Consider the following 18,834-nt stretch of genomic DNA (forward strand, 5'->3'; position numbering starts at 1 on the left):
TGTACAGATGTATGCTGTGAAAAAAATAGGCAAGGCCCCTCTTCGGATAGAGATTATTAATAGTCTTAATATTTAATTTTTAACCGCAGGTTGTGGATATTTTAGGTTGGCTCTTTGGAGAGAAGAATCTATAATAGAGAGTGTCAAGGTCACCTTTCAATCCTTACAAGGGATTAAAACAGAGGTATAAAAATATGGCGAATTATCTACCGCTTGCAGAAGAACCTCAAGCCGCAGAGCCGATCGAGCTGTGCGAAGATTCTGAAATCTGGGGCAGTCTCAAATCCGCGATCGGCGCAAGTTCAGGATTTCAACGCTGGCAGCTAGAACTCAATTTTGAGCGTCAGCAGCAAAATGCCACCATCGATCAGCAAGTTCGTTCTTATCTGCGGGAAACTTTAGAAACTTTGGCTTATTGAGTACCATAAAACCAAATATGGCCACGGTTTGTGAATTTTACAGGCCAATTCTGCTGGCATCCCCTCCAATATGCTATGTGAGTGTCTAGAGTGAGTGTCGAGCTGAACTTCGGGCATCAAATTGCAGGGGACAGTATTTCTGCTTACGCAGTGCGGATTAATTTCGGCAGCCTACTGGCCACGCACTTTCAGAGATTTCAAGAGAAAATTAGCCTGAAACCCCCAGACAGAGAGACTGCGGCTGCTATCTGTTGACTGGGCTATTGCCAAAATTCTTTATAAGAATGCTGAACAAAAATAAAATTAACAGTGCTACAGTGGCAGTACATCAAACCATCCACATCAATCTGATTACAAACCTTTTACACCGTAAGCCCTATTTATTTTTCGGCGTTGCTGATTTACGGTATGAAAGGCTAAATATGCCAGTCATAGAAACCAGTATCGACAAAGCTTGGGGATTTTCAACCGATCTTTTTCATACCCTGATTAAGCAACGCCTATTTTTCATTTTGCGTTCATTTTCTGCAGGATCTGCTCTTGGCGCCTAGCAGCAACTTGTGGCCATGTCAACTCCAAAGCTCGCTGACGGGCGGCGGCTCCCATTTTAGCCCGCAAATCAGGAGAATTAGATAGTTTTCGCAGTCCCTCCACCCAGGCGTCAGTATCGTAGGGAGGAAGAATTATGCCCTCAATGCCATCACGCACAACACCACCTCCTCCCATAGGTGAAGCAAGAATGGGCAAACCATGACCCATTGCCTCATAGATGACGAGTGGGCTACCTTCCTCAAGACTGGGAAAGGCAAAAAAGTCAGCTTGGCGATAGGCAGAACTGTAGTCTAAAGCATAATCAAAGTAAACTACATCAGAACGTTTCAGCAAATCCCTGCAAGTTTGAGCGATCGCCGGTTCGAGTTTGCCAAAAATTGTCAGCGATCCATTAATGCCAGCTCGCTCCCAAGCCTGCAAGAGCAGGTGAACCCCTTTGCGGACGCAGGCAAAACCTAGGAAAAGGACGTTAACTTCCTCTGAAGGCGGTTTTGGGGATTGATAATTGGGAAAACGCTCTGGCGACCAACCTTCAGTGGTTAAAAGCAGTTTCTCTTCAGAAACTCCGGCTTCTTGAAACGATTTTAGTACTATCGGACTAGGACAAAACAGAAAGTTAATTTCCTTGAGTTTTTGCTCTTCTCTCTGAATTTTCTCTGGGGTAATGTCGTGTTGAGGTTGCAATCCCAAGCGAGAGTAAGCATCGTCAAGGATACTCTTAGCTTGCCTTTGAGAATTATTAACTCGCTCCCAAAAAATCGCCTTACTCTGCTTGTTAACGCTCTTTACAGTATCTACTGAGGTACCGGGCCACAAGTAGGCAACATCAAAATTTTTGAGCTCTTTGATAAAACGCTTCTCTGCCTTAATTCTGGGAGCACTAGGGCTGCGGTAATACAATGGTGTCAGAAATGACGGAATTGCTTCAACTATATTGGAGTTGCGGCACTCGCGATCGCAACTCGGGACAACCATAAGTGCCTTCAGATCAGGGCCTTGCCATTCTTTGCACACTGAAAAAAATACGTGGCTGATGGCTCGGTTATTACAATGAAATGGGAATAAAGCACTAAGTTTTAACATAGCATTAATTTTTAATCAACTCAATTTTGTCTGCTTTCATCTAAAAATTAGACCTCTTGAATAATAACTTGGACTGGTTCTCCTGTCCAATTCACACGAGTCATTTTTTGTGGGGGGCGTCCCGCCTGCTCAGCTTAATAAAGTGATAAAAAAGAATTTGGCAAGAAGCCTATTCACATAGGAGAGGAATGCTCAGTTTATAGAGCTGTCTTGTTTTATCTTGTTTTATTTAAAAGCAGATTCAGTAACCTGAGAGTGATTGTACTGTAAAACGATAACATTTAAGTAAAATGACTGCCAAGGCGCTAAAAACTAACAAAGCGTTGGGGAGTTAAAAAACATCCTACTTGCTTTTTCTAAAAAACAGCTAGGATGTTTTAATGACAACCGATTTAACGACTTTAGTCTGCTGTTGCTAAAACTAGACTTTTAGCTTGGCCGATTGCCAAACACTTTTTAACAGCCGCAATTACATCTTCCACATCTGCATCTGTTAATTTTGCCGAAATCGGCAAGCTAACTGTATGCCGCCCAATGTACGCAGCATTCGGATAGTCTTCCGGCTGCCATCCAAACATTTCTTGATAGATAGGATGTTCCGGCATACTCATGTAATGTACGCCGACACCGATATTTTCCGCATTGATAGCGTTGAGAAACTCGTCGCGGCTGATTCCTGCTTTGGCTTCATCTACCAGAATGGTGTACAGGTGATAAGCATGAATGGTATCCGGTTCGGGGTTGGCGGGCAAAGTAATGGGCAGATCCGCAAATGCTTCGTTGTAGCGCTGCCAAATCTGCTCCCGTCGCTGCCAATAAGGAGTAATTCGTTTCATTTGATGAATGCCGATCGCAGCTTGCAGATCCATCATATTGTATTTAAAACCGACTCCCACCACTTCGTAGTGCTGGTAACCCGAGTCTCCGAATCGCTTCCAAGCATCTTTGCTCATACCGTGCAGCGCTAAAATGTTGAGCCTGTCGGTATCTTCTTGACTGGCGACCAGAATCATTCCTCCTTCACCCGTCGTGATATTTTTGGTAACATAAAAGCTGAAGCATCCGAAGTCGCCAAATGTGCCTGCTTTCCGCCCCTTGTACTCTGTTTCCATCGCGTGAGCACAGTCTTCAATTAACTTCAAGTTATGACGGCGAGCAATCTCGCACAGCGCATCCATATCGCAGGAACGACCTGCGAAGTGAACAGGCAAAATGGCTTTAGTTTTTGAAGTTATTTTAGCTGCGACTTGAGCCGGGTCAATATTCATTGTCACCGGATCTACATCCGCCAGTATCGGTGTTGCCCCGGCGTGAATAATCGCATTAACGGTGGCACAAAAAGTCATTGGAGTAGTAATGACTTCATCCCCCGGTTTTAACGAAGCAGCGAGGATGCTCAAGTGCAGTGCCGCCGTACAAGAATTGACTGCAATCGCGTACTGGGAACCCTTGTAAGCATTGAATTCGTCTTGAAAACTCATGACTTTCGGGCCAGTACCCAACCAACCTGTTTTCAGGGTTGACACCACTTCTTGAATTTCAGCATCTTCGATCGCCGGAGCACCGAAAACCAAGAAACGGTCTTTTGAACGAATAGGATTGTAGTTCATGTTGCTAATGTTACTCAGTAAATACCGTCGGTATAGTGAAACTAGGCTATCTTGGCAAGTACGGTTTTATTGGGAATTGAGGTGCTGTTAATTAATACAGTCTCTCACCTTTTTTCAACTTTTTTTAGTCAAGAGTTTTGGCGTATAGGTTGCGTAATAGTGTCTTTTATAGCACGAGCTTACTAATTACCCGTGGTTTTTCCCAAGCGCCTGACTCTGACAGCGTTGATATATCTTAAGATAGATAATCTACAATGTCCACCCGATCGTATTTCAGTTTATGGGGGATACACAAGGTGTTTCCCTATTTTTCACTTACAGAGTTTTATGGATCAAAATATATATATTTTATTTGAAATTTGTGTAAAGGATGGAACGTTTATCCCGACACTTCTTTTACAGCCAACTTATACGATTTTAGATTTTAGGTTTGAGAATGCCTGATTCCCGTTAGGTTTGAAGCTTGTCTACTGTTGCATTCTTTTTTTAAAGTCCTGTCAAAATTAGGCAAATTTTGCACAAAAAAATGTAACTCCCCTGTAATTGATGCAGGTTCAGAAACATTGTGCGATCGCTAGAAGCAATCAACCATCCTTCACAACAGCAACTACAGTCTAGGCAGGCGAATCTTATTTAAAATATCTTGCAGTCGTTCTGAAACGCCTCCCAATTGTTCTGACAAAGCTACAAGTTTACCGTAAGCTTCAACTAAGCGATCGCCCTCAACATAAACTTCTGGAGTAGGATAATTCTTCATCGCTTCCAGAAGTGTAATCTCGTTATCATTAGTTGCAGACAGCACCAAGGCCTCGCGCAATGCTTCTCGATTTGCATTCCCAGAAGGAGTGCTAATTACCTGACCGACTTCATCGAGAATTATTTCCCCAACCTTGCTGTTAAGCGTCCGATCCAAAAAGCTTTGACTGACTTTTACCGGTCTCGTCAGACTGTTGCGAACCGCTTCCGGGTCTTTTTTTGCCTTTCCCAGCAGCATTTCTAACGCGGGCGACATTTGCCCAGTTTCTGCAAAAATTTCTAATTCGCTGACGGGTAAAGTCATTCGGATCGCACTGTATTTGAGCACTACCTTTTCGGCAGCCGCCGCAGCATTGCTGTAAAATACAATTCCCGCGCCTGCTGCAAAAAATAACGTCCACCGCCCTTGGAAAAATGATCGACCCATAGTAAAACCTCCCAACATCTTTTTCTACTTAGACTTTGACACATCTCATTAGTTACTGCACAGGCTAAGGTCTTCGGGAAATACCAAATTATTCGATCGCCCCAGCACTTATACCATTTGAGATTTGAGATTTGAGATTTGAGATTTGCGAATGACTGATGACGATCGTGGTTTTGAACACGGGTCTACAGTTGCATGATTTCGGGAACTGGTATTACCTATATCGGATGCTAGGCAAAAAAACTAGGTTCAGGGCGCTTGTACTGGCCTCCCTGTGCGGGGTGTGCACCCTACTGATTCTCTCTCCCAATCTCCCGCTCCTAGCAAAATGCCGAACGCCAGCTCTTCTATCAGTGAAGGCTGGCGCTGGGCTTAAATTTATTTTATATATTTAGGGTCTTTATGAAAGCTGACCCCAATTGAACGAATGACAAGCGGTTTATGATTAGGGCCTTTAAATTTGCTGACCCCAATTGAAGCCACATAATTATAATTACAGGGATCGCTGGCAAACCAGGATTTCATAATAATTTCTTTATATTTCTAACTTTTCCTTGCCTGAAATAGATTTTTGTCTCGATATGTAAATTTTTGTTACTTCGACTTCGGGGATCGACCCTCGGCGCGCTGCTCCCAGCGAAACAGGAACACCATCAGGGCCACAACTCCGACCTGGAGGGCAAAATTAGGCAAAGCAGAACCAATTTCCCGGCCCGAGGCAATTTTAGCGAGGAAAACCAAGCCGCCGATAAAGCCCGAAGCGCCACAAGCTACGTAAACAAACTGTCGCAGAGGCCGGTAGGGAGTGGCCATTTCTGCGGTTAAACGCTCGTATTGTTGGCGGCTGAGGTTGCGCGGGTTTTTTGGGATGTTTGTGCGATCGTCTGAATTGGGGGCTGGCATAGATGTAGGAAATAGGTAAATTAGGATTGGGCGACAAAAACCCCGTTTCTACCAAAAATCCTCTGGCTGACGGTGTAAATACTGCCGAAAAACGGGGGTTTTGGTACTGTGTTCGCAAGTCGAGCGAATATTATACTACAACAAATATCTCACAACTGCCGAAATAAATCACCGCTGAATCCAAACCACAACTGTCTGCAAACAGCCGACAAAAACACCCAAAAGACCTCCTAAATTTACAATTCCCTGCAACTCGCTTTGGACAATTCCCTGAATTGCTAACTCCAACTCTTCAGGAGAAGTACCTTTTACTCGATCGACAATCACCTGGTCGATATTCAAAATCGGGATAGCCTGAGCTACAATATTTTCTAAATCCCGCTCTAAATAGCGCTCTAAAACCAAAGCCAGTTCTTTGCTCACAATTTCCAGGGAAGCGCTCATCACCGCTGAAGTTTGCAATCGATTGAGAATCAACCGCGAAATATTTTCCCAATCAATAGATTTGCTCAACCCCTCAAGTACCTCTGTACCCCGCTGCTGAACGTAGCTGCGAACGCTGTCGCGCATAGTTTTTCGCAACTGTCTCACAGTAGAAACCGGTAAATTTTGCATCGACAAATTTTGCAGCCATTCCTGAATTCGCCCGCGAATTCCCAAAGAAACAGTTAACTCTGCTAAGCGCTGATTTGTCGCTTCTCTGTCATCCAGACAAAAAGTCCGCAGCCGAGTTAAAGTGTTTCGCAAACCAAACAAATTTGCTACTACCCAATAAGTGCCACTGGTTTTTTCTCGAAACCCTTCATCGATGATCGAAATATTGCGATCCGTCAAAAAGTCGATTAAAGCTTGCCGCAGCACTTCCGGGGGTATTACTACCTGCAACAACCACTCAGCAAGCTGAGCAGCCTGAGCTTCCGTTAGCTGAATCTCCAGCAAAACTTGGTCAAAAATTTGATTTAGCTGAGCTTCTAAAAAATCTTCCCGGCGCGCCAAAACTTTGAGAATTCGAGGCACAGATTCCCCCAGCAAATCTCGCAGAATGTTAGCGAGAATTTTAGCGGTTTTTTGCTCTGCGTCTGCTTTTACCTGATCCAGCGCCAACTGCAACAGCCAAAGAATTATTGACTGCATCCGCTCGGTTTGCAGGAGGCGGCGCGCTAAGTTTTGCAGCTCCTCCGGCGTCAGCAGCGAACCCATAATTGTGTCGGAAATTCGCTTTGCCAAGCGCTCTTGGTTGCGGGGGATCAAGCCTGGAGTGAAAGGCAACTGCCGCCCTTTGATGTAAATAGCTCGATAGGGGCGGAACAGCATTTTGATAGCTATATCGTTAGTGAAATAGCCAATAATTCCTCCCACTACAGGTGGGGCCAACAACAGCCAAATTTCAGACGGATTCATCAATAATTGGGAATTGGGAATTGGGAATTGGGAATTGGGAATTGTTAACTGTTAACTGTTGACAAGTGACAACAGTCAACTGACAACAGTCAACACTCAACTGACTAATACCAATACTCCCATCATAGCTCCGGCAATGGGGTAGTGGGTGGCGGAGGCAAATCCGGCTTGGCGGGCGATCGCTACTTGCTCCTGGCCGATCGGGAATTTTTCTAAACTAGGATTAATGTAAGCATATTCTTGGGTCATGCCAAATTGCTGAGCAATGGGCACTACGAGAGTTTCTAAATAAAACTGCTGAAAGCTCCGCATTAGGGAATTGCTGGGGCGGTGGAGGTCGAGAATAGCTGCTTTGGCACCGGGTTTGAGTACGCGGTGCAATTCCTGAAGACTGCGGGGGATATCAGTCACGTTACGCAGGCCGTAACCCATTGTGGCGCAGTCGAAGTAATTGTCAGCAAAAGGCAAGTTTAGGGCATCAGCTTCTACCCAGGAAATGGGACTTATAGGGGTGAGAAAAGGTCGATCGCGCCTGGCCGCCACGGCCAATTGTTCGGCGGAAAAATCTACTCCAAATACGCAACCGGTCGGCCCTGCTTGTTTGGCCAGCAGCAAAGCTAGATCCCCGCTGCCGCAGCACAAGTCTAAACAAGTATTTCCGGGGCCGGCACTGCTCCATTTCACCGCCATTTGCTTCCAAATTCGGTGTTGCCCAAAGCTCAACCAGTCGTTCAATTGATTGTAAACTGGTGCTATTCGATTAAATATAGTTTTAATTTGTTCGGGGTTATTAGTCATTTCTAATTTTTCATGGGTGATCGATAATTGGTAATTTATCAGCCGAAAAAATAATTAATCCGTGCTTTCATGTCATGCTGTCGCCAGTCATTAATGCTTTTTTATTTGTTAGCGAGCGGTGAGCTTTTGTCGAGAATCATTGGTTTGCTATCATTTTAAACTCAAGACTTAGAGCCGACTAAGGACTAATGACTGATGACTCATGACTGATGACTAATGACCCTGAAAACTCGTCAATACCAAAGCAACTTCTTGAGCGGCGAGGTGAACTGTTGTGAGTTCGTCGGGGCGCAGGGAACAAGGTTGCTTCCACTGCATGGAAATCAGGGCGATCGATCGACCTTTGTGAATCACTGGGATGCTCAGGTGAGCTTGAATGCCTGAGTTCTGATAGTGCTGCAGACTAGCTAGGGCGGTGTCGAGCCCAATATTCACAGCACCCTGAATAGTTTGAGAGCTAATTGCTTCTCGAACCAGAGGGTCATCTGCCAGCCAATTTTCCACAGTTGAACCCGTGGTGTGAGTGCCTTGGAGCGGTATTAAAACATTTTCTTCCACCAGTTGTAAAATGCAATAGTCCGCCAAAAAATTATCACTTATAGCAGTAGCAATTGGGTCTAAACTTGCTTCCAAACTCGGATAATCCACAGCCGTTTGCATGATTGTTGCTAACAGTTGTATTTGATTTTGGGCGCGATCCAATTCCTCAGTTCGCTGCTTGAGAATTTCATAAGTCTCGGCAGCCTTTTGAACCACCATTTTCAGTTCGTTCGGGTCCCAAGGCTTGGTGATATACTTGTAAACCTGTCCTGAGTTAATCGCATCCACCAAGTCTTCAATGTCCGTAAAACCAGTCAAGATAATTCTGACCGTATTCGGAAACTGCGGCACGGTTTTGCTCAAAAACTCCGTTCCCTTCATTTCGGGCATCCGCTGGTCGGAAATGATGACGGCGACCTCGCCTTCGATGCCGAGGACTTCCAAGGCGCGAATTCCGCTCTCAGCTTTGAGCACGTTAAAATCTCGTCGGAAAGTGCGGTAGAGTAAATCCAGATTGTCTGGTTCGTCGTCTACTACCAGCATTTTGGGCTTTTTCGGTCTGTGTAGGGTCATGAGCTGGCGTTTAATTTGATCGAGCTCTGAAATGGCATTATCCATAACAATACGATAAACTCCCCTTTGTAAATTTAGGCGAGCAACTATTCTGTAACAATAGTCTCATAACTCACTTACTATTAATCTATCGCTCTGCCGCGACACGAGCCTTGCCGGTATCCAATCACACATAACTTAGCGCTAGTTTTTGATTCAATTATGACTGATACACCGCAAGATTCATCCCCTCCTGCATCTGCATCCTCCACAAATGCTGTGGATGCCGAAAAGTTAATTCGATCGCTCCGCCGAAAAGAAGGCACTTGGGTAGAGTGGGGACAAGCCTGCACTGCACTCCTAAAAGCTGGCTACAACTCTCAAAGGATTTTTGAAGAAACTGGTTTTGAGCCAATTCAGCAAAATCAAGTAAGCGTCGCAGCCCAAGTTTACACCAGCATGGTAAATGCTGGGGCTTCAGAGGAAGTTCGATCGCACTTCTTGAAAAAAGGTAGCGATATCTTATACGAGTTTCGGATTCTCTCTCAAGTAGAGCGGGCCGGGGCGGCTGCTTTGATGCTAACCCACAATTTGGATGTTGACGATGCTCGCCAAGTTGCTAAAGCAATCAAGGAGTTTTCGCACTTCGGGAGTCTCCCTCAAGGGTTCACAGACACTCCCGGCGATGCTATGGCTTACCAATGCTGGCAATTAGCGAGACAGAAAAGCGATTTGCAAGAGCGATCGCGCTTAATTGCTCGCGGTTTAAAATTAGCTAGCAGCCAAACCGCTAGGGCGCAAATCGAGCAGTTGCTGGTCGATTTTACGGTAGTTCCGAGAAGGGAAGCGCCCCGCTTACCAGTCTACCGACTCGATACCGAGGAACAATTGCCCCGGATTGTCCCGGTTGTGGGCAAATTGCCGCTTTCTACGACAGATTTGCTGGCAGTGCCTTTGCCGGAGGAAATCGAGCCGTTCCGAATGGTAAAATTTTCTGGAGCCGGAGCTTGGGTGGCGATTCCCGGATGGCAAGTAATTTTGAACGCTGAAGATCCGGTGGCTGTTTTGGAAATGAGCGATAGATTGCCGGTACCGCTGCAAGGCAAAGTTGAAGAAGTTTTGATTATTGCCGATCGAGCCCAAAGACAGTGGGATGCTGACAGTTATTTCCTCGCCGATAACGCTGGCAATTTAGAATTGTACTGGTTTGAACAATCCCCGGATATTCCTATTTTGGGGCGAGTTGTTCTGGTGATGCGTCCCAAAAAGATTGTGGATGAAGACTATACCAAAGATGGATGGCAAATTGATGATTAGTCACTTGACTGTTGACTGTTGACTGTTGACCGTTGACTGGAAAGCTAATAACAACGAACAACTGACAACTGACAACTGACAACGAACAACTCACTACTGAGGCGGTTTCGGTTCTGGAGTGGTCGGATTAGAATGCTGTTTCTTAAATCGATTAAAGCCGTAAACCGCAGCCGCAATTAACAGAAAATAAGGACTATAAGCCAACAGCCAAATACCCAAAGCAAACAAACCGAGCGTCAATTCGCCCACAGAATGAGTCGCTTTCCCCCAAGTTTCCTGTACCCGCAAACCTAGAGAAGGTTCGGGAGTTTGTTGAGCAGATACTGCTGCTTCTAGAGTTAAGCTAATAGTCGAATAGGCTACTTGATTTCGCAAACTTTTTAACTGAGCGTCAATGCGTTCGATCGACTCCCGAATATTGCTCAACTCCTGAGCAGCTTTGAGCACGTCGCCGACAGAGCCCGATCGCTCCATAATTTTTAACACCATTTCCTCCGATTTGCGGAGGTTCCGCAGCCTAGCCTCGCTGTCAACTAATTGATCGGTAACATCCTCAGCCGTCAGAGAACGGTTCTCGACAGTTCCGAGTTTTGCCAAAGCCTCTAAAGTCGTTTCTAAACGTTCTTGAGGCACGCGAATCTCCACAGACGCCGTTTGGCGGACACTCGAATCCGGCGGCTTTTGATTTTGGAAACCCAAGATATCGCCTTGCTGTTTTTCGACAATATTAGTAACAGATTTAGTGCTGGCGTCAATAGATTTGACAACTAGACTGAGTGCGGCTTTTTTAATCAGTTGAGGACGGGTTGCTGGAGTTTCTGCTGCTTTTTTTGATGCACCAGGAGTTTTTGACCTTTGGGCTACTGGTTCGGGTGCGGGTGCGGGTGGTGGAGCCGATGCGGCAACTTGGTTTTCACGGATGCTAGATGAACCTGCGTCGCCTGGAGCGCTGCTGGTGTATGAATCTCCTCCGCAGCTTGGCAAAGCAATGGCTGAAGATAAAGTTAAGAATACTGCCACAGCAAAACGAGTTGTGCTGTTGTTGGCTGGGTTTGGGTTTGGCTTGGGCGGGGGGGAATTAATTTTGAGGTGAGTTTTCATTTGGGTGACTCCTATAAAAAAGGCTTGGGTATTGAATTTTATGCTGGTTTCAATTTAAGCTTCAATAGATAGCTTTAGTTTAGCCGATACCAAAATGGAAACGGTAGAGGTTGAATACTTTGGGATTTTCAACCGCAGATAAAAGCAGATGAAAGCCAATAAATATCGGTGTGATGACCGAAAACAATTTGGTCACAAGTGCCCGGATTCATTCGTGGAGGAAGAAAAAAGCTACTCGCTCCCGCCAGCCCCCGGATTTCTGAGCGTGGTCGCTTTATTCAAATCTAAAATCTAAAATCTAAAATCTAAAATCGATTGACGGTTTGGGTTCTGGGCATAGGCGATCGCAACTAAAGCAACTCGGTGTCTGATACCTTTTAAAAAGGCTGAACGCGACAAATATTTTTCTAATCTAAAATCTAAAATCTAAAATCTAAAATCGAATGACAGATGAATTTGATACTGATTTTATGCGATCGACAACCAATATCGATCGCCCGGATGTAGCCTCAGCGCTTTCAGAATCAGGGGTTGCGGCCGTTTTGCGATCACAAGCTTGCCTGAAAATTCGCGAAAGCTTGCGTGCGGGGCAGCAGGACATGGCGGATTGGCAAGGCGGCCCCCTTGCTGTTTCGGCGGTTCCGGGGGCCGGGAAGTCTACGGGAATGGCTGCTGCGTCGGCAATTGCGATCGCCCGCAACGGGCTTCACAGCCGCCGCCAGTTAATTGTCGTGACATTTACGCGATCGGCTGCTGCTAATATTAAAACTAAAATTCGGGAAAGATTGGCAGAATTGTCTTTATCTCAAGGCGGTTTTGCGGTGCACACTTTGCACGGTTTAGCTTTGAATATTGCGATGCGGCATCCTGATTTGTCGGGTTTAAATTTAGAAAATTCAACCTTAGTTACTCCCACTCAAAGTCACCGATTAATTCGTACCTGTGTAGAACTTTGGATTGCGGAAAATCCCCGCCGATATCAAGTTTTGTTGGAAGGACAGCAATTCGACGGAGAGGAAACGGAGAGGCTGCGGCGACAATCGGTTTTGCGGACGGAAATTTTGCCGCAGGTAGCGAAAACTGTGATTCACGAGGCGAAATCTTCGGGTTTATTTCCCGAACAGTTGTTAGAAATGAACGCTCTCGATACTGGGGACGGTTATGAGATTTTAGCAGTAGCTGGGGGTTTATATCAAAAATATCAGGCTTTGTTGAGGAGTCGGGAATTTATCGATTACGACGAGATGATTTTAGCCGCTTTGCGGGTGTTGGACAATCCGAGAGCGAGGGCGATCGAGCAAAAGCAAGTATTTGCTGTTTTTGAGGACGAAGCGCAGGATTCTACACCTTTGCAGACTCGGCTTTTGGAAACATTGGCGATCGATCCCGATCATCCTACTTTACCTCCCAATTTTATCAGAGTTGGCGACCCAAATCAAGCGATTAATTCTACTTTCACTCCCGCAGACCCGATTTATTTTAACCAATTTTGCGATCGGTGCGAAGTGGAAAATAAGTTAGCGACAATGGACGGCGCCGGCCGTAGCACCCAGGTGATTATCGATGCAGCTAACTTTATGTTGCAATGGGTAAATAGCTCGAAATTAGCGGGAACCGAACAGCCTTTTCGCGACCAAACTATTAAGCCAGTCCCCAGCCATGACCCGCAGCAGAATGCAAATCCGGCTCCCATTGGTCGAGGCTTAGAATTGCATACTCCCCGCGATATTTACCATACAGTTGAGTTAATTGGCAAGCGGGTAATTGAGTTAGTTGAGGAATTTTTACCGACCGATTTTGAATTTGGCAGTAATGGCAAAAATATCGAATCTGCCAGTGAAGCTAGCGATGGAGAAAATGGTGCAAAATTGCCGTTAGAAAATCTGAAATCGATGGCTATTTTGGTGCGGGAAAACAAACAAGGTAAGTTTATTAAAGAAGTGCTGGAAAATCCTCAAAAACACGGATTAAGCTTTGATTTGCGGAAATACGGCATTAAAATTGAGGATGTGGGAGAACGCGACAGACATTCTCAAGTACCTTGGGAAATCTTAACACTGCTGCAATTTCTCGATCGCCCCCACTCTCCAGACTACCTGAAAGCAGCCTTAAAGATTTTGAGCGATCGGCAACTGATCCCCAAACAAGACTACAATGCTTTTGCGACTAGCCCCGAGCAATTCCTTTACCCAGGCCCGCTAGACCCGCAGCAGTCAGACCCCGTTCGCAAATGCCGCTATTTTTGCTGCGGTTTGCTGCAAGCTAGCTTAGAACTGCCACCCTACCAAATCATTTCATTCTTAGCCTTAGCGCTGCAATACGATCAAACAGAATTAGCCACCGCCGACAAATTAGCAGAACGGGTAGCAATCCAAACAGCCGGCAACAATTCAATGCGTAATATTTTGGATGTACTAAGCGAAATTGTCAGTTCCGAAAGATTTGAACCTGTGGATGCAGACGACAAAATAGAAGAACGCTATACCAGCAAAGGTCAACTAACAATTATTACCATGCACAAAGCTAAAGGATTGGATTGGGATTGTGTATTTTTGCCGTTTCTGCACGAACAAACCATCCCCGGAAATTTGCGTGTTTTGCCGCAAGCCCGATTTTTAGGAGATTTCACTTTAGCAGAGGTAGCGAGAGCACAAATTCGAGCAAGTTTGCACGAAAAATATCCTTTACCAAATCTAGGCGAAGCCTGGGAACAAGCAGGTTATTTGAAAACAGCAGAAGAGTTTCGACTGCTGTATGTGGCGATGACGCGAGCAAAAAGTTTGCTGTGGATGGCGGCGGAGAAAAAAGGGCCTTTTACTTGGAACAAACCAGAGAATTTACAGGAGCAAAAACCTTGTCCGGTAATGCCTGTTTTGAAGCAGAGATTTCCGAGTAATGCGATATAAAAGAAGTAAGAAGTAATCAGTAATAAGTAGCTTGTTTCCAGCTCTACTCATGGGTGACAACTTAACCTGAAGTTCCCCGATTTGTTGCTCCGATTACCCAACAATAAATATGTGCTGCCTCTATCTGTAATTCCTACTGCTCAACTATCCTTCGTTGCCCGATCGCCCTTAGCTTAAAATGGTGTTTCTGCCTGTAAGTGCAGCTTTTCTCCCAACTGCGGATGCTCAAACGAAAGTTCCCGCGCGTGCAAGTGTAGCCTATTCGCAGCAGCCCGACATCCGTAAAGTCGATCGCCCAAAATCGGTATCCCCAACCCTCGAACATCCGCTGCATGAACCCTCAATTGATGAGTGCGTCCCGTCAGCGGCAAAAACTCGACGCGATCGCAATTTCCCTCCCTCGCCATTACCTGAAAGCGAGTAACACTGGGTTTTCCGCACTCCCAATTGACTTCCTGGTAAGGGCGATTTTCTGGATCGCCCCAAAGTGGGAGTTCGATCGTCCCCGCATCCATTTTTACACTACCCGAAAGCACCGCTTCATAAACTTTGTGAACCTGCTTTTTTGCAAATTGCTGCCTGAGTTGACTGCTAGTTTCTTTGTCTTGCGCCAATAGCAAAATCCCCGATGTTTCCCAATCTAAACGATGCACGACTGTCAAATTTAAACTATCCAGTAACAAGTTACGCAAACGACTGAAAACACTATCTTGATTTTCCAGATAACGACCTGGAACTGACAGCAAACCAGAGGGTTTATTGACTGCAATCAACCATTTGTCTTCATAGATAATCGGTAGCATTTGGGTAACGGGCAAGATGCCCGTTCCACAAAAAATATTAGGGTTTTTAGGGCGGGCTTCAACAGCCCCTAAATCTAGAGGTTCTGCGTCCACAATCTGTATTTTGGTAACGGGCAAGATGCCCGTTCCACAAGCAATAATATTTCTTGTGGGGAGTAGGGGTTGGGCTTCTAGCCCGCCCGTCAAACCCTCATTTATATTAGAAACAATCGGATTTTGAGCCAATCCTGACAGCAAAAAACCCATCAACGGCTGACACCGATCGCCACAAGCACCATAAAATTCTCCCTGTATCTTATCCCCCGATGGCGGCCCCCACCAAAACTCAGCCATTGCCAGCGGTTTCAGATTGTGTACTGCCGCGTAGTGGAGCAATTTTGGCGCGCAACAGTCGCCGGTGCCAGTGGGAATAGAATTAGTTGGCATCAATGAGGAGAGCGAACTCGATTTTCCCAAAAAATTCACGAGAGTGTAAGCGGCGTGCATTTGCGTCTGAAGTTCGCGGGAAAGTTCTTTTCGCTGCTGTTTCACCGCCCGCATCCGCCCATCGGCAGCTTCAATTAATTGTTTTAGCGGCTGCAATGTTTCATCCCGCTGCCGTTTTAATTGCCTGCGTTCCATTTTCTCCAAACGGCTTTCTTGATTCAGTTGTTCCAGGGCAATTTCTAGTGTTTCTGCTGCGAGAGTTTGACACAGTAACTGGCGTTTTTCGTCTCGCTGCTGCTTGCAATTGCGATGCCGATCGCTCAATACTTGCATTTGCACTTCAAACTCCCGAAATAAGGCTTCATACTCTTGTCGCTGCGGGAGTTGATTCAGTGCAATAAGTTCCTGTTTCATCGCCTCCAATTGAGTTAAGGTGCGGGCTTCCTCGCAAGCAACACGATCTCGTCCCGGAATCGGTGGCACCCAGCCCTCAACAATGCTGCAACCGTTCAGCAGCCCGGAAAATGCTTTGAGTATCCCCTGTTCCCCCGAAGGCATCTCCACCAGTAATATGCCGTACATCTTCCCTTCGCGATCGTAGGAATCGTCAGCCGCCAGGTACTGCATCAAACCCCGCGCGAGATCCTCGGACATTCGAGTGCGCGGCAGTCTCAGCAGTTCGCCACTTTGAGGACATCGGCCTTCGTACCAATAATTCGGCTGCGAGTCGATCGACTCCCAATCGCAGTCAGTGAAATCTAAAAGCGTGTGCAACTCTAGCATCTTAAATTTGGTTTTAAACTTGAATTAGGGCATATGTGCTTGTGTCCTCGATGCTTTCGGTCAATCGAAAATCGAAAATCGACTGACCGTATCTTACAGGGGTGTACCCAAAGTGAGAAGGGTGCATAATTTTATACCTACTCGAATTAAGTAAAAAGGATTTGTCGCACCAAGCCTGATATGCTAAATTTGTTTCAAAACAGCAGCGATATTAAGAAAAGCATAAGTTAATATATAAGACCGCAAGCTTGTTATCCCACTAAATTTTTATGTGAAAGGCGTATGCCAGACCTCTCGACTTCGGCTCCCGAAAACTCCTCAAACCCCCAGCCAGCCCTGCTGCCGCCGATTTTAAGAATTTTTGCAGCATTTCCCGATTACGATCGGGGCAATAGATTGTACGCATCGGGAAGGTACGAAGCGGCAGTGCTTTGTTACGGAAAAGCGGTTCAAATTAAGCCGGACTGGGCCAGGGCGTGGCTGAATCTGGGCAAAGCTTACAAGCAACTGCACTCCTACGCAGAAACCGTAGCCTGCGCCGATCGAGCTACAGCAATTAATCCCGAAGAATACTGGGCTTGGATGCTGCGGGGCACAGGGCTGTTAAGTTTGCAAAATCACTCAGAAGCGATCGCGGCATTCGACACCGCAATTCAAATCAATTCAGAAAAGCACGAAGCTTGGTATCAGCGGGGCAGAGTTTTAGAGGAATTGCAGCAGTGGGATGCAGCCGCAACCTGTTACAAGAAAGCAACCCAACTTCATCCGAATTTGCCCGCCATGTGGTATCGGCAAGGCAACGTGTTGGTTCAAGCGCAGCGCTACCCTGAAGCCGTGGCGGCTTTCGAGCGGGCGCTGAAACTCGTCCCGACTAATTGGGAAGCTTGGCTGAACCGAGGTTTGGCTTTGATGAAAGCGGAACGCTACGCTGAAGCTGTAACTTCTTACGATCGCGCCATTCAACTGCAACCACAAAATAGTCTGGCTTGGTTCAATCGCGGCATTGCTTCAGCAAAATTGCACAAATATGCAGAAGCGGTGACAGCTTACGATCGGGTACTGCAAATGCAACCCAACGACTGCGAAGCTTGGTTTTATAAAGGAATGGCCCTCAAACACCAGTGGGCCGACGCGGCAATTGCTTGTTTCGATCGGGCAATTCAAATTAATTCTTTTTATCCCGAAGCATGGATCGGGCGCGGTCAAACCTTGTCAGAATCGAGAGATTTTGAAGGGGCGATCGCTGCATTTGACAAAGCCATTCAAATTAATCCAAATTTCCCCGAAGCTTGGCTGGGTAGAGGCATCGCCCTAGCAGGATTGGAACGCTACAAAGAGGCAATTATCGCTTACAGCAATGCCCTACAAATTGAAGGTAATTTTCTAGAAGCTTGGAACTTGCGAGGCGAAGCTCTGGAAAAATTACAGCAATACGAAGAAGCGATCGCCTGTTTTGATAAAGTAATCTCTCTGACTTCACAAGCAGAAATTACATCAAAAGTAGGTTTGCAGCAAGGCGCAGCGCTGGAAAAATTGCAGCGTTACGAAGAAGCCGTCGCAGCTTACAACCGCGTACTAAAAATCGTGCCAGACAATTTTGAAGCTTGGTTGCAACGCGGCAACGCTTTATCAAAATTGCAGCAGTACGAACAAGCTCTAGCATCATACGATCGAGCAATTACTGTCTGGCCGGACAACTATCAAGGCTGGGTACAGCGAGGTTTGATCCTAGGGGAAATGCAGAATTATTCCCAAGCACTCGTCGCTTTTGACCAAGTGATTCAACTCAAGCCAGACAACTGGGAAGCTTGGGCGCAGCGGGGCGACGTTTTGCAAAAATTGCAGCGAACTCAAGATGCTATTAGCTCTTACGGAGTCGCCCTCGAAATCAAACCCGATTACTACGAAGCTCTAGTCAGTCGAGAAGAATTGAGACTCAAGGGCGCGATGTCAGGAAAGTGGTAAGGGGAAATTGACAAATAGTTTTGAAATTGCTTTGTTCCTCGTAAGACCGCGCTGGCGTAAAGCTTGAACTATTTATTTAACTGAAAACTAAAAAAACTTCCCTCTTCTCTCTTCCTCTGCGTTCTCTGCGCCCTCTGCGGTTAATAAAAAAATCTAATTCCCCAAACAATTAGTATTGCTATATCCGCCTGAATATCCAGAGCATAATTAGGGCTTGCTGAATTAGTTTTCCAAGTAAACACTGTATGGAGGGTGTTAGCAAAAAAAGGTGGAAGAGTGCAAGATAAACAGGTAAAATAGCACAAAATCCTTGCATCGCCATTTGCGATCGTGTACGGAAAATTTGAGCTTGTTCCCCTCCGGGCCTTGGACTTTGAACTAGCTTTCCGGCTCTAAATTGTCAGCCCTCAACCTTTTTTATACTGATACCCTTGCCATGAGATGTTGTAGAAAAAGATCGGACCAGTGTCGCGGACAAAAAAGCCTTGGATA

Annotated in this window: 13 protein-coding genes; 4 read left to right on the plus strand and 9 right to left on the minus strand. The window is 45.9% G+C overall.

Going from position 1 to position 18,834, the window contains the following annotated elements; translation table 11 throughout:
- Positions 1–194: 194 nt before the first annotated feature.
- A complete protein-coding gene (locus QUA45_RS02685; RefSeq protein ID WP_015178993.1) occupies positions 195–419 on the plus strand; it encodes a hypothetical protein in 225 nt (74 codons plus the stop codon).
- Positions 420–926: 507 nt separating this feature from the next.
- On the opposite strand, the gene QUA45_RS02690 is transcribed toward QUA45_RS02685, so the two are convergent.
- The 7 genes from QUA45_RS02690 to QUA45_RS02720 form a co-directional block, all read right to left on the minus strand.
- The gene (locus tag QUA45_RS02690) at positions 927–1,946 is read right to left on the minus strand and encodes a glycosyltransferase family 4 protein (protein ID WP_333095992.1); all 1,020 of its coding nucleotides are present in this window, start codon (positions 1,944–1,946) and stop codon (positions 927–929) included.
- Between the two features lie 509 nt (positions 1,947–2,455).
- Positions 2,456–3,664 (minus strand): DegT/DnrJ/EryC1/StrS family aminotransferase, encoded by a 1,209-nt coding sequence (locus tag QUA45_RS02695; RefSeq protein ID WP_333095993.1) that lies wholly within the window; start codon positions 3,662–3,664, stop codon positions 2,456–2,458.
- Positions 3,665–4,271: 607 nt separating this feature from the next.
- Positions 4,272–4,847, minus strand: a complete 576-nt coding sequence (locus QUA45_RS02700; protein ID WP_333066676.1) for an alpha/beta hydrolase — start codon at positions 4,845–4,847, stop codon at positions 4,272–4,274.
- 594 nt (positions 4,848–5,441) lie between these two features.
- Positions 5,442–5,750 carry a DUF3493 domain-containing protein gene (locus tag QUA45_RS02705; protein ID WP_333057719.1) on the minus strand — a complete coding sequence of 103 codons (309 nt, stop codon included), beginning with the start codon at positions 5,748–5,750 and terminating at the stop codon, positions 5,442–5,444.
- Positions 5,751–5,918: 168 nt separating this feature from the next.
- Complete coding sequence (locus QUA45_RS02710) at positions 5,919–7,151, minus strand: DUF445 family protein (protein WP_333095994.1); 1,233 nt, start codon at positions 7,149–7,151, stop codon at positions 5,919–5,921.
- A gap of 96 nt (positions 7,152–7,247) precedes the next feature.
- Entirely contained in the window at positions 7,248–7,949 is a 702-nt protein-coding gene (gene ubiE / locus QUA45_RS02715; protein ID WP_333219256.1) for a bifunctional demethylmenaquinone methyltransferase/2-methoxy-6-polyprenyl-1,4-benzoquinol methylase UbiE, read from the minus strand.
- Positions 7,950–8,162: 213 nt separating this feature from the next.
- Positions 8,163–9,107, minus strand: a complete 945-nt coding sequence (locus QUA45_RS02720; protein ID WP_333219258.1) for a response regulator — start codon at positions 9,105–9,107, stop codon at positions 8,163–8,165.
- Positions 9,108–9,263: 156 nt separating this feature from the next.
- Here QUA45_RS02720 and QUA45_RS02725 point away from each other — a divergent pair, with 156 nt between their 5' ends.
- Positions 9,264–10,358, plus strand: a complete 1,095-nt coding sequence (locus tag QUA45_RS02725; protein ID WP_333219260.1) for a RuBisCO accumulation factor 1 — start codon at positions 9,264–9,266, stop codon at positions 10,356–10,358.
- 93 nt (positions 10,359–10,451) lie between these two features.
- Here QUA45_RS02725 and QUA45_RS02730 read toward each other — a convergent pair whose 3' ends face one another.
- Positions 10,452–11,459: a DUF4349 domain-containing protein gene (locus tag QUA45_RS02730; RefSeq protein ID WP_333219262.1), complete on the minus strand. Its 1,008-nt coding sequence runs from the start codon at positions 11,457–11,459 to the stop codon at positions 10,452–10,454.
- Between the two features lie 443 nt (positions 11,460–11,902).
- Between QUA45_RS02730 and QUA45_RS02735 the strand changes: the two genes are divergently transcribed.
- Positions 11,903–14,365 (plus strand): ATP-dependent helicase, encoded by a 2,463-nt coding sequence (locus tag QUA45_RS02735; protein ID WP_333219264.1) that lies wholly within the window; start codon positions 11,903–11,905, stop codon positions 14,363–14,365.
- Positions 14,366–14,538: 173 nt separating this feature from the next.
- Here the strand turns inward: QUA45_RS02735 and QUA45_RS02740 are convergent, their stop codons facing one another.
- Complete coding sequence (locus QUA45_RS02740) at positions 14,539–16,377, minus strand: pseudouridine synthase (RefSeq protein WP_333219266.1); 1,839 nt, start codon at positions 16,375–16,377, stop codon at positions 14,539–14,541.
- A gap of 282 nt (positions 16,378–16,659) precedes the next feature.
- On the opposite strand from QUA45_RS02740, the gene QUA45_RS02745 reads away from it, so the two are divergent.
- On the plus strand, positions 16,660–18,342 hold the full coding sequence (locus QUA45_RS02745; RefSeq protein WP_333219267.1) for a tetratricopeptide repeat protein: 1,683 nt from the start codon (positions 16,660–16,662) through the stop codon (positions 18,340–18,342).
- Positions 18,343–18,834: the final 492 nt, after the last annotated feature.

Origin of the sequence: Microcoleus sp. Pol12A5 (assembly GCF_036701435.1) — a bacterium.
Lineage (GTDB): Bacteria > Cyanobacteriota > Cyanobacteriia > Cyanobacteriales > Microcoleaceae > Microcoleus.

Bases quoted from the DNA above. Each gene is read 5' to 3' on its own strand.
- QUA45_RS02685 (WP_015178993.1), top strand. From the start codon at position 195: ATGGCGAATTATCTACCGCTTGCAGAAGAACCTCAAGCCGCAGAGCCG.
- QUA45_RS02690 (WP_333095992.1), bottom strand. From the start codon at position 1,946: ATGGTTGTCCCGAGTTGCGATCGCGAGTGCCGCAACTCCAATATAGTT.
- QUA45_RS02695 (WP_333095993.1), bottom strand. From the start codon at position 3,664: ATGAACTACAATCCTATTCGTTCAAAAGACCGTTTCTTGGTTTTCGGT.
- QUA45_RS02700 (WP_333066676.1), bottom strand. From the start codon at position 4,847: ATGGGTCGATCATTTTTCCAAGGGCGGTGGACGTTATTTTTTGCAGCA.
- QUA45_RS02705 (WP_333057719.1), bottom strand. From the start codon at position 5,750: ATGCCAGCCCCCAATTCAGACGATCGCACAAACATCCCAAAAAACCCG.
- QUA45_RS02710 (WP_333095994.1), bottom strand. From the start codon at position 7,151: ATGAATCCGTCTGAAATTTGGCTGTTGTTGGCCCCACCTGTAGTGGGA.
- ubiE (WP_333219256.1), bottom strand. From the start codon at position 7,949: ATGACTAATAACCCCGAACAAATTAAAACTATATTTAATCGAATAGCA.
- QUA45_RS02720 (WP_333219258.1), bottom strand. From the start codon at position 9,107: ATGGATAATGCCATTTCAGAGCTCGATCAAATTAAACGCCAGCTCATG.
- QUA45_RS02725 (WP_333219260.1), top strand. From the start codon at position 9,264: ATGACTGATACACCGCAAGATTCATCCCCTCCTGCATCTGCATCCTCC.
- QUA45_RS02730 (WP_333219262.1), bottom strand. From the start codon at position 11,459: ATGAAAACTCACCTCAAAATTAATTCCCCCCCGCCCAAGCCAAACCCA.
- QUA45_RS02735 (WP_333219264.1), top strand. From the start codon at position 11,903: ATGACAGATGAATTTGATACTGATTTTATGCGATCGACAACCAATATC.
- QUA45_RS02740 (WP_333219266.1), bottom strand. From the start codon at position 16,377: ATGCTAGAGTTGCACACGCTTTTAGATTTCACTGACTGCGATTGGGAG.
- QUA45_RS02745 (WP_333219267.1), top strand. From the start codon at position 16,660: ATGCCAGACCTCTCGACTTCGGCTCCCGAAAACTCCTCAAACCCCCAG.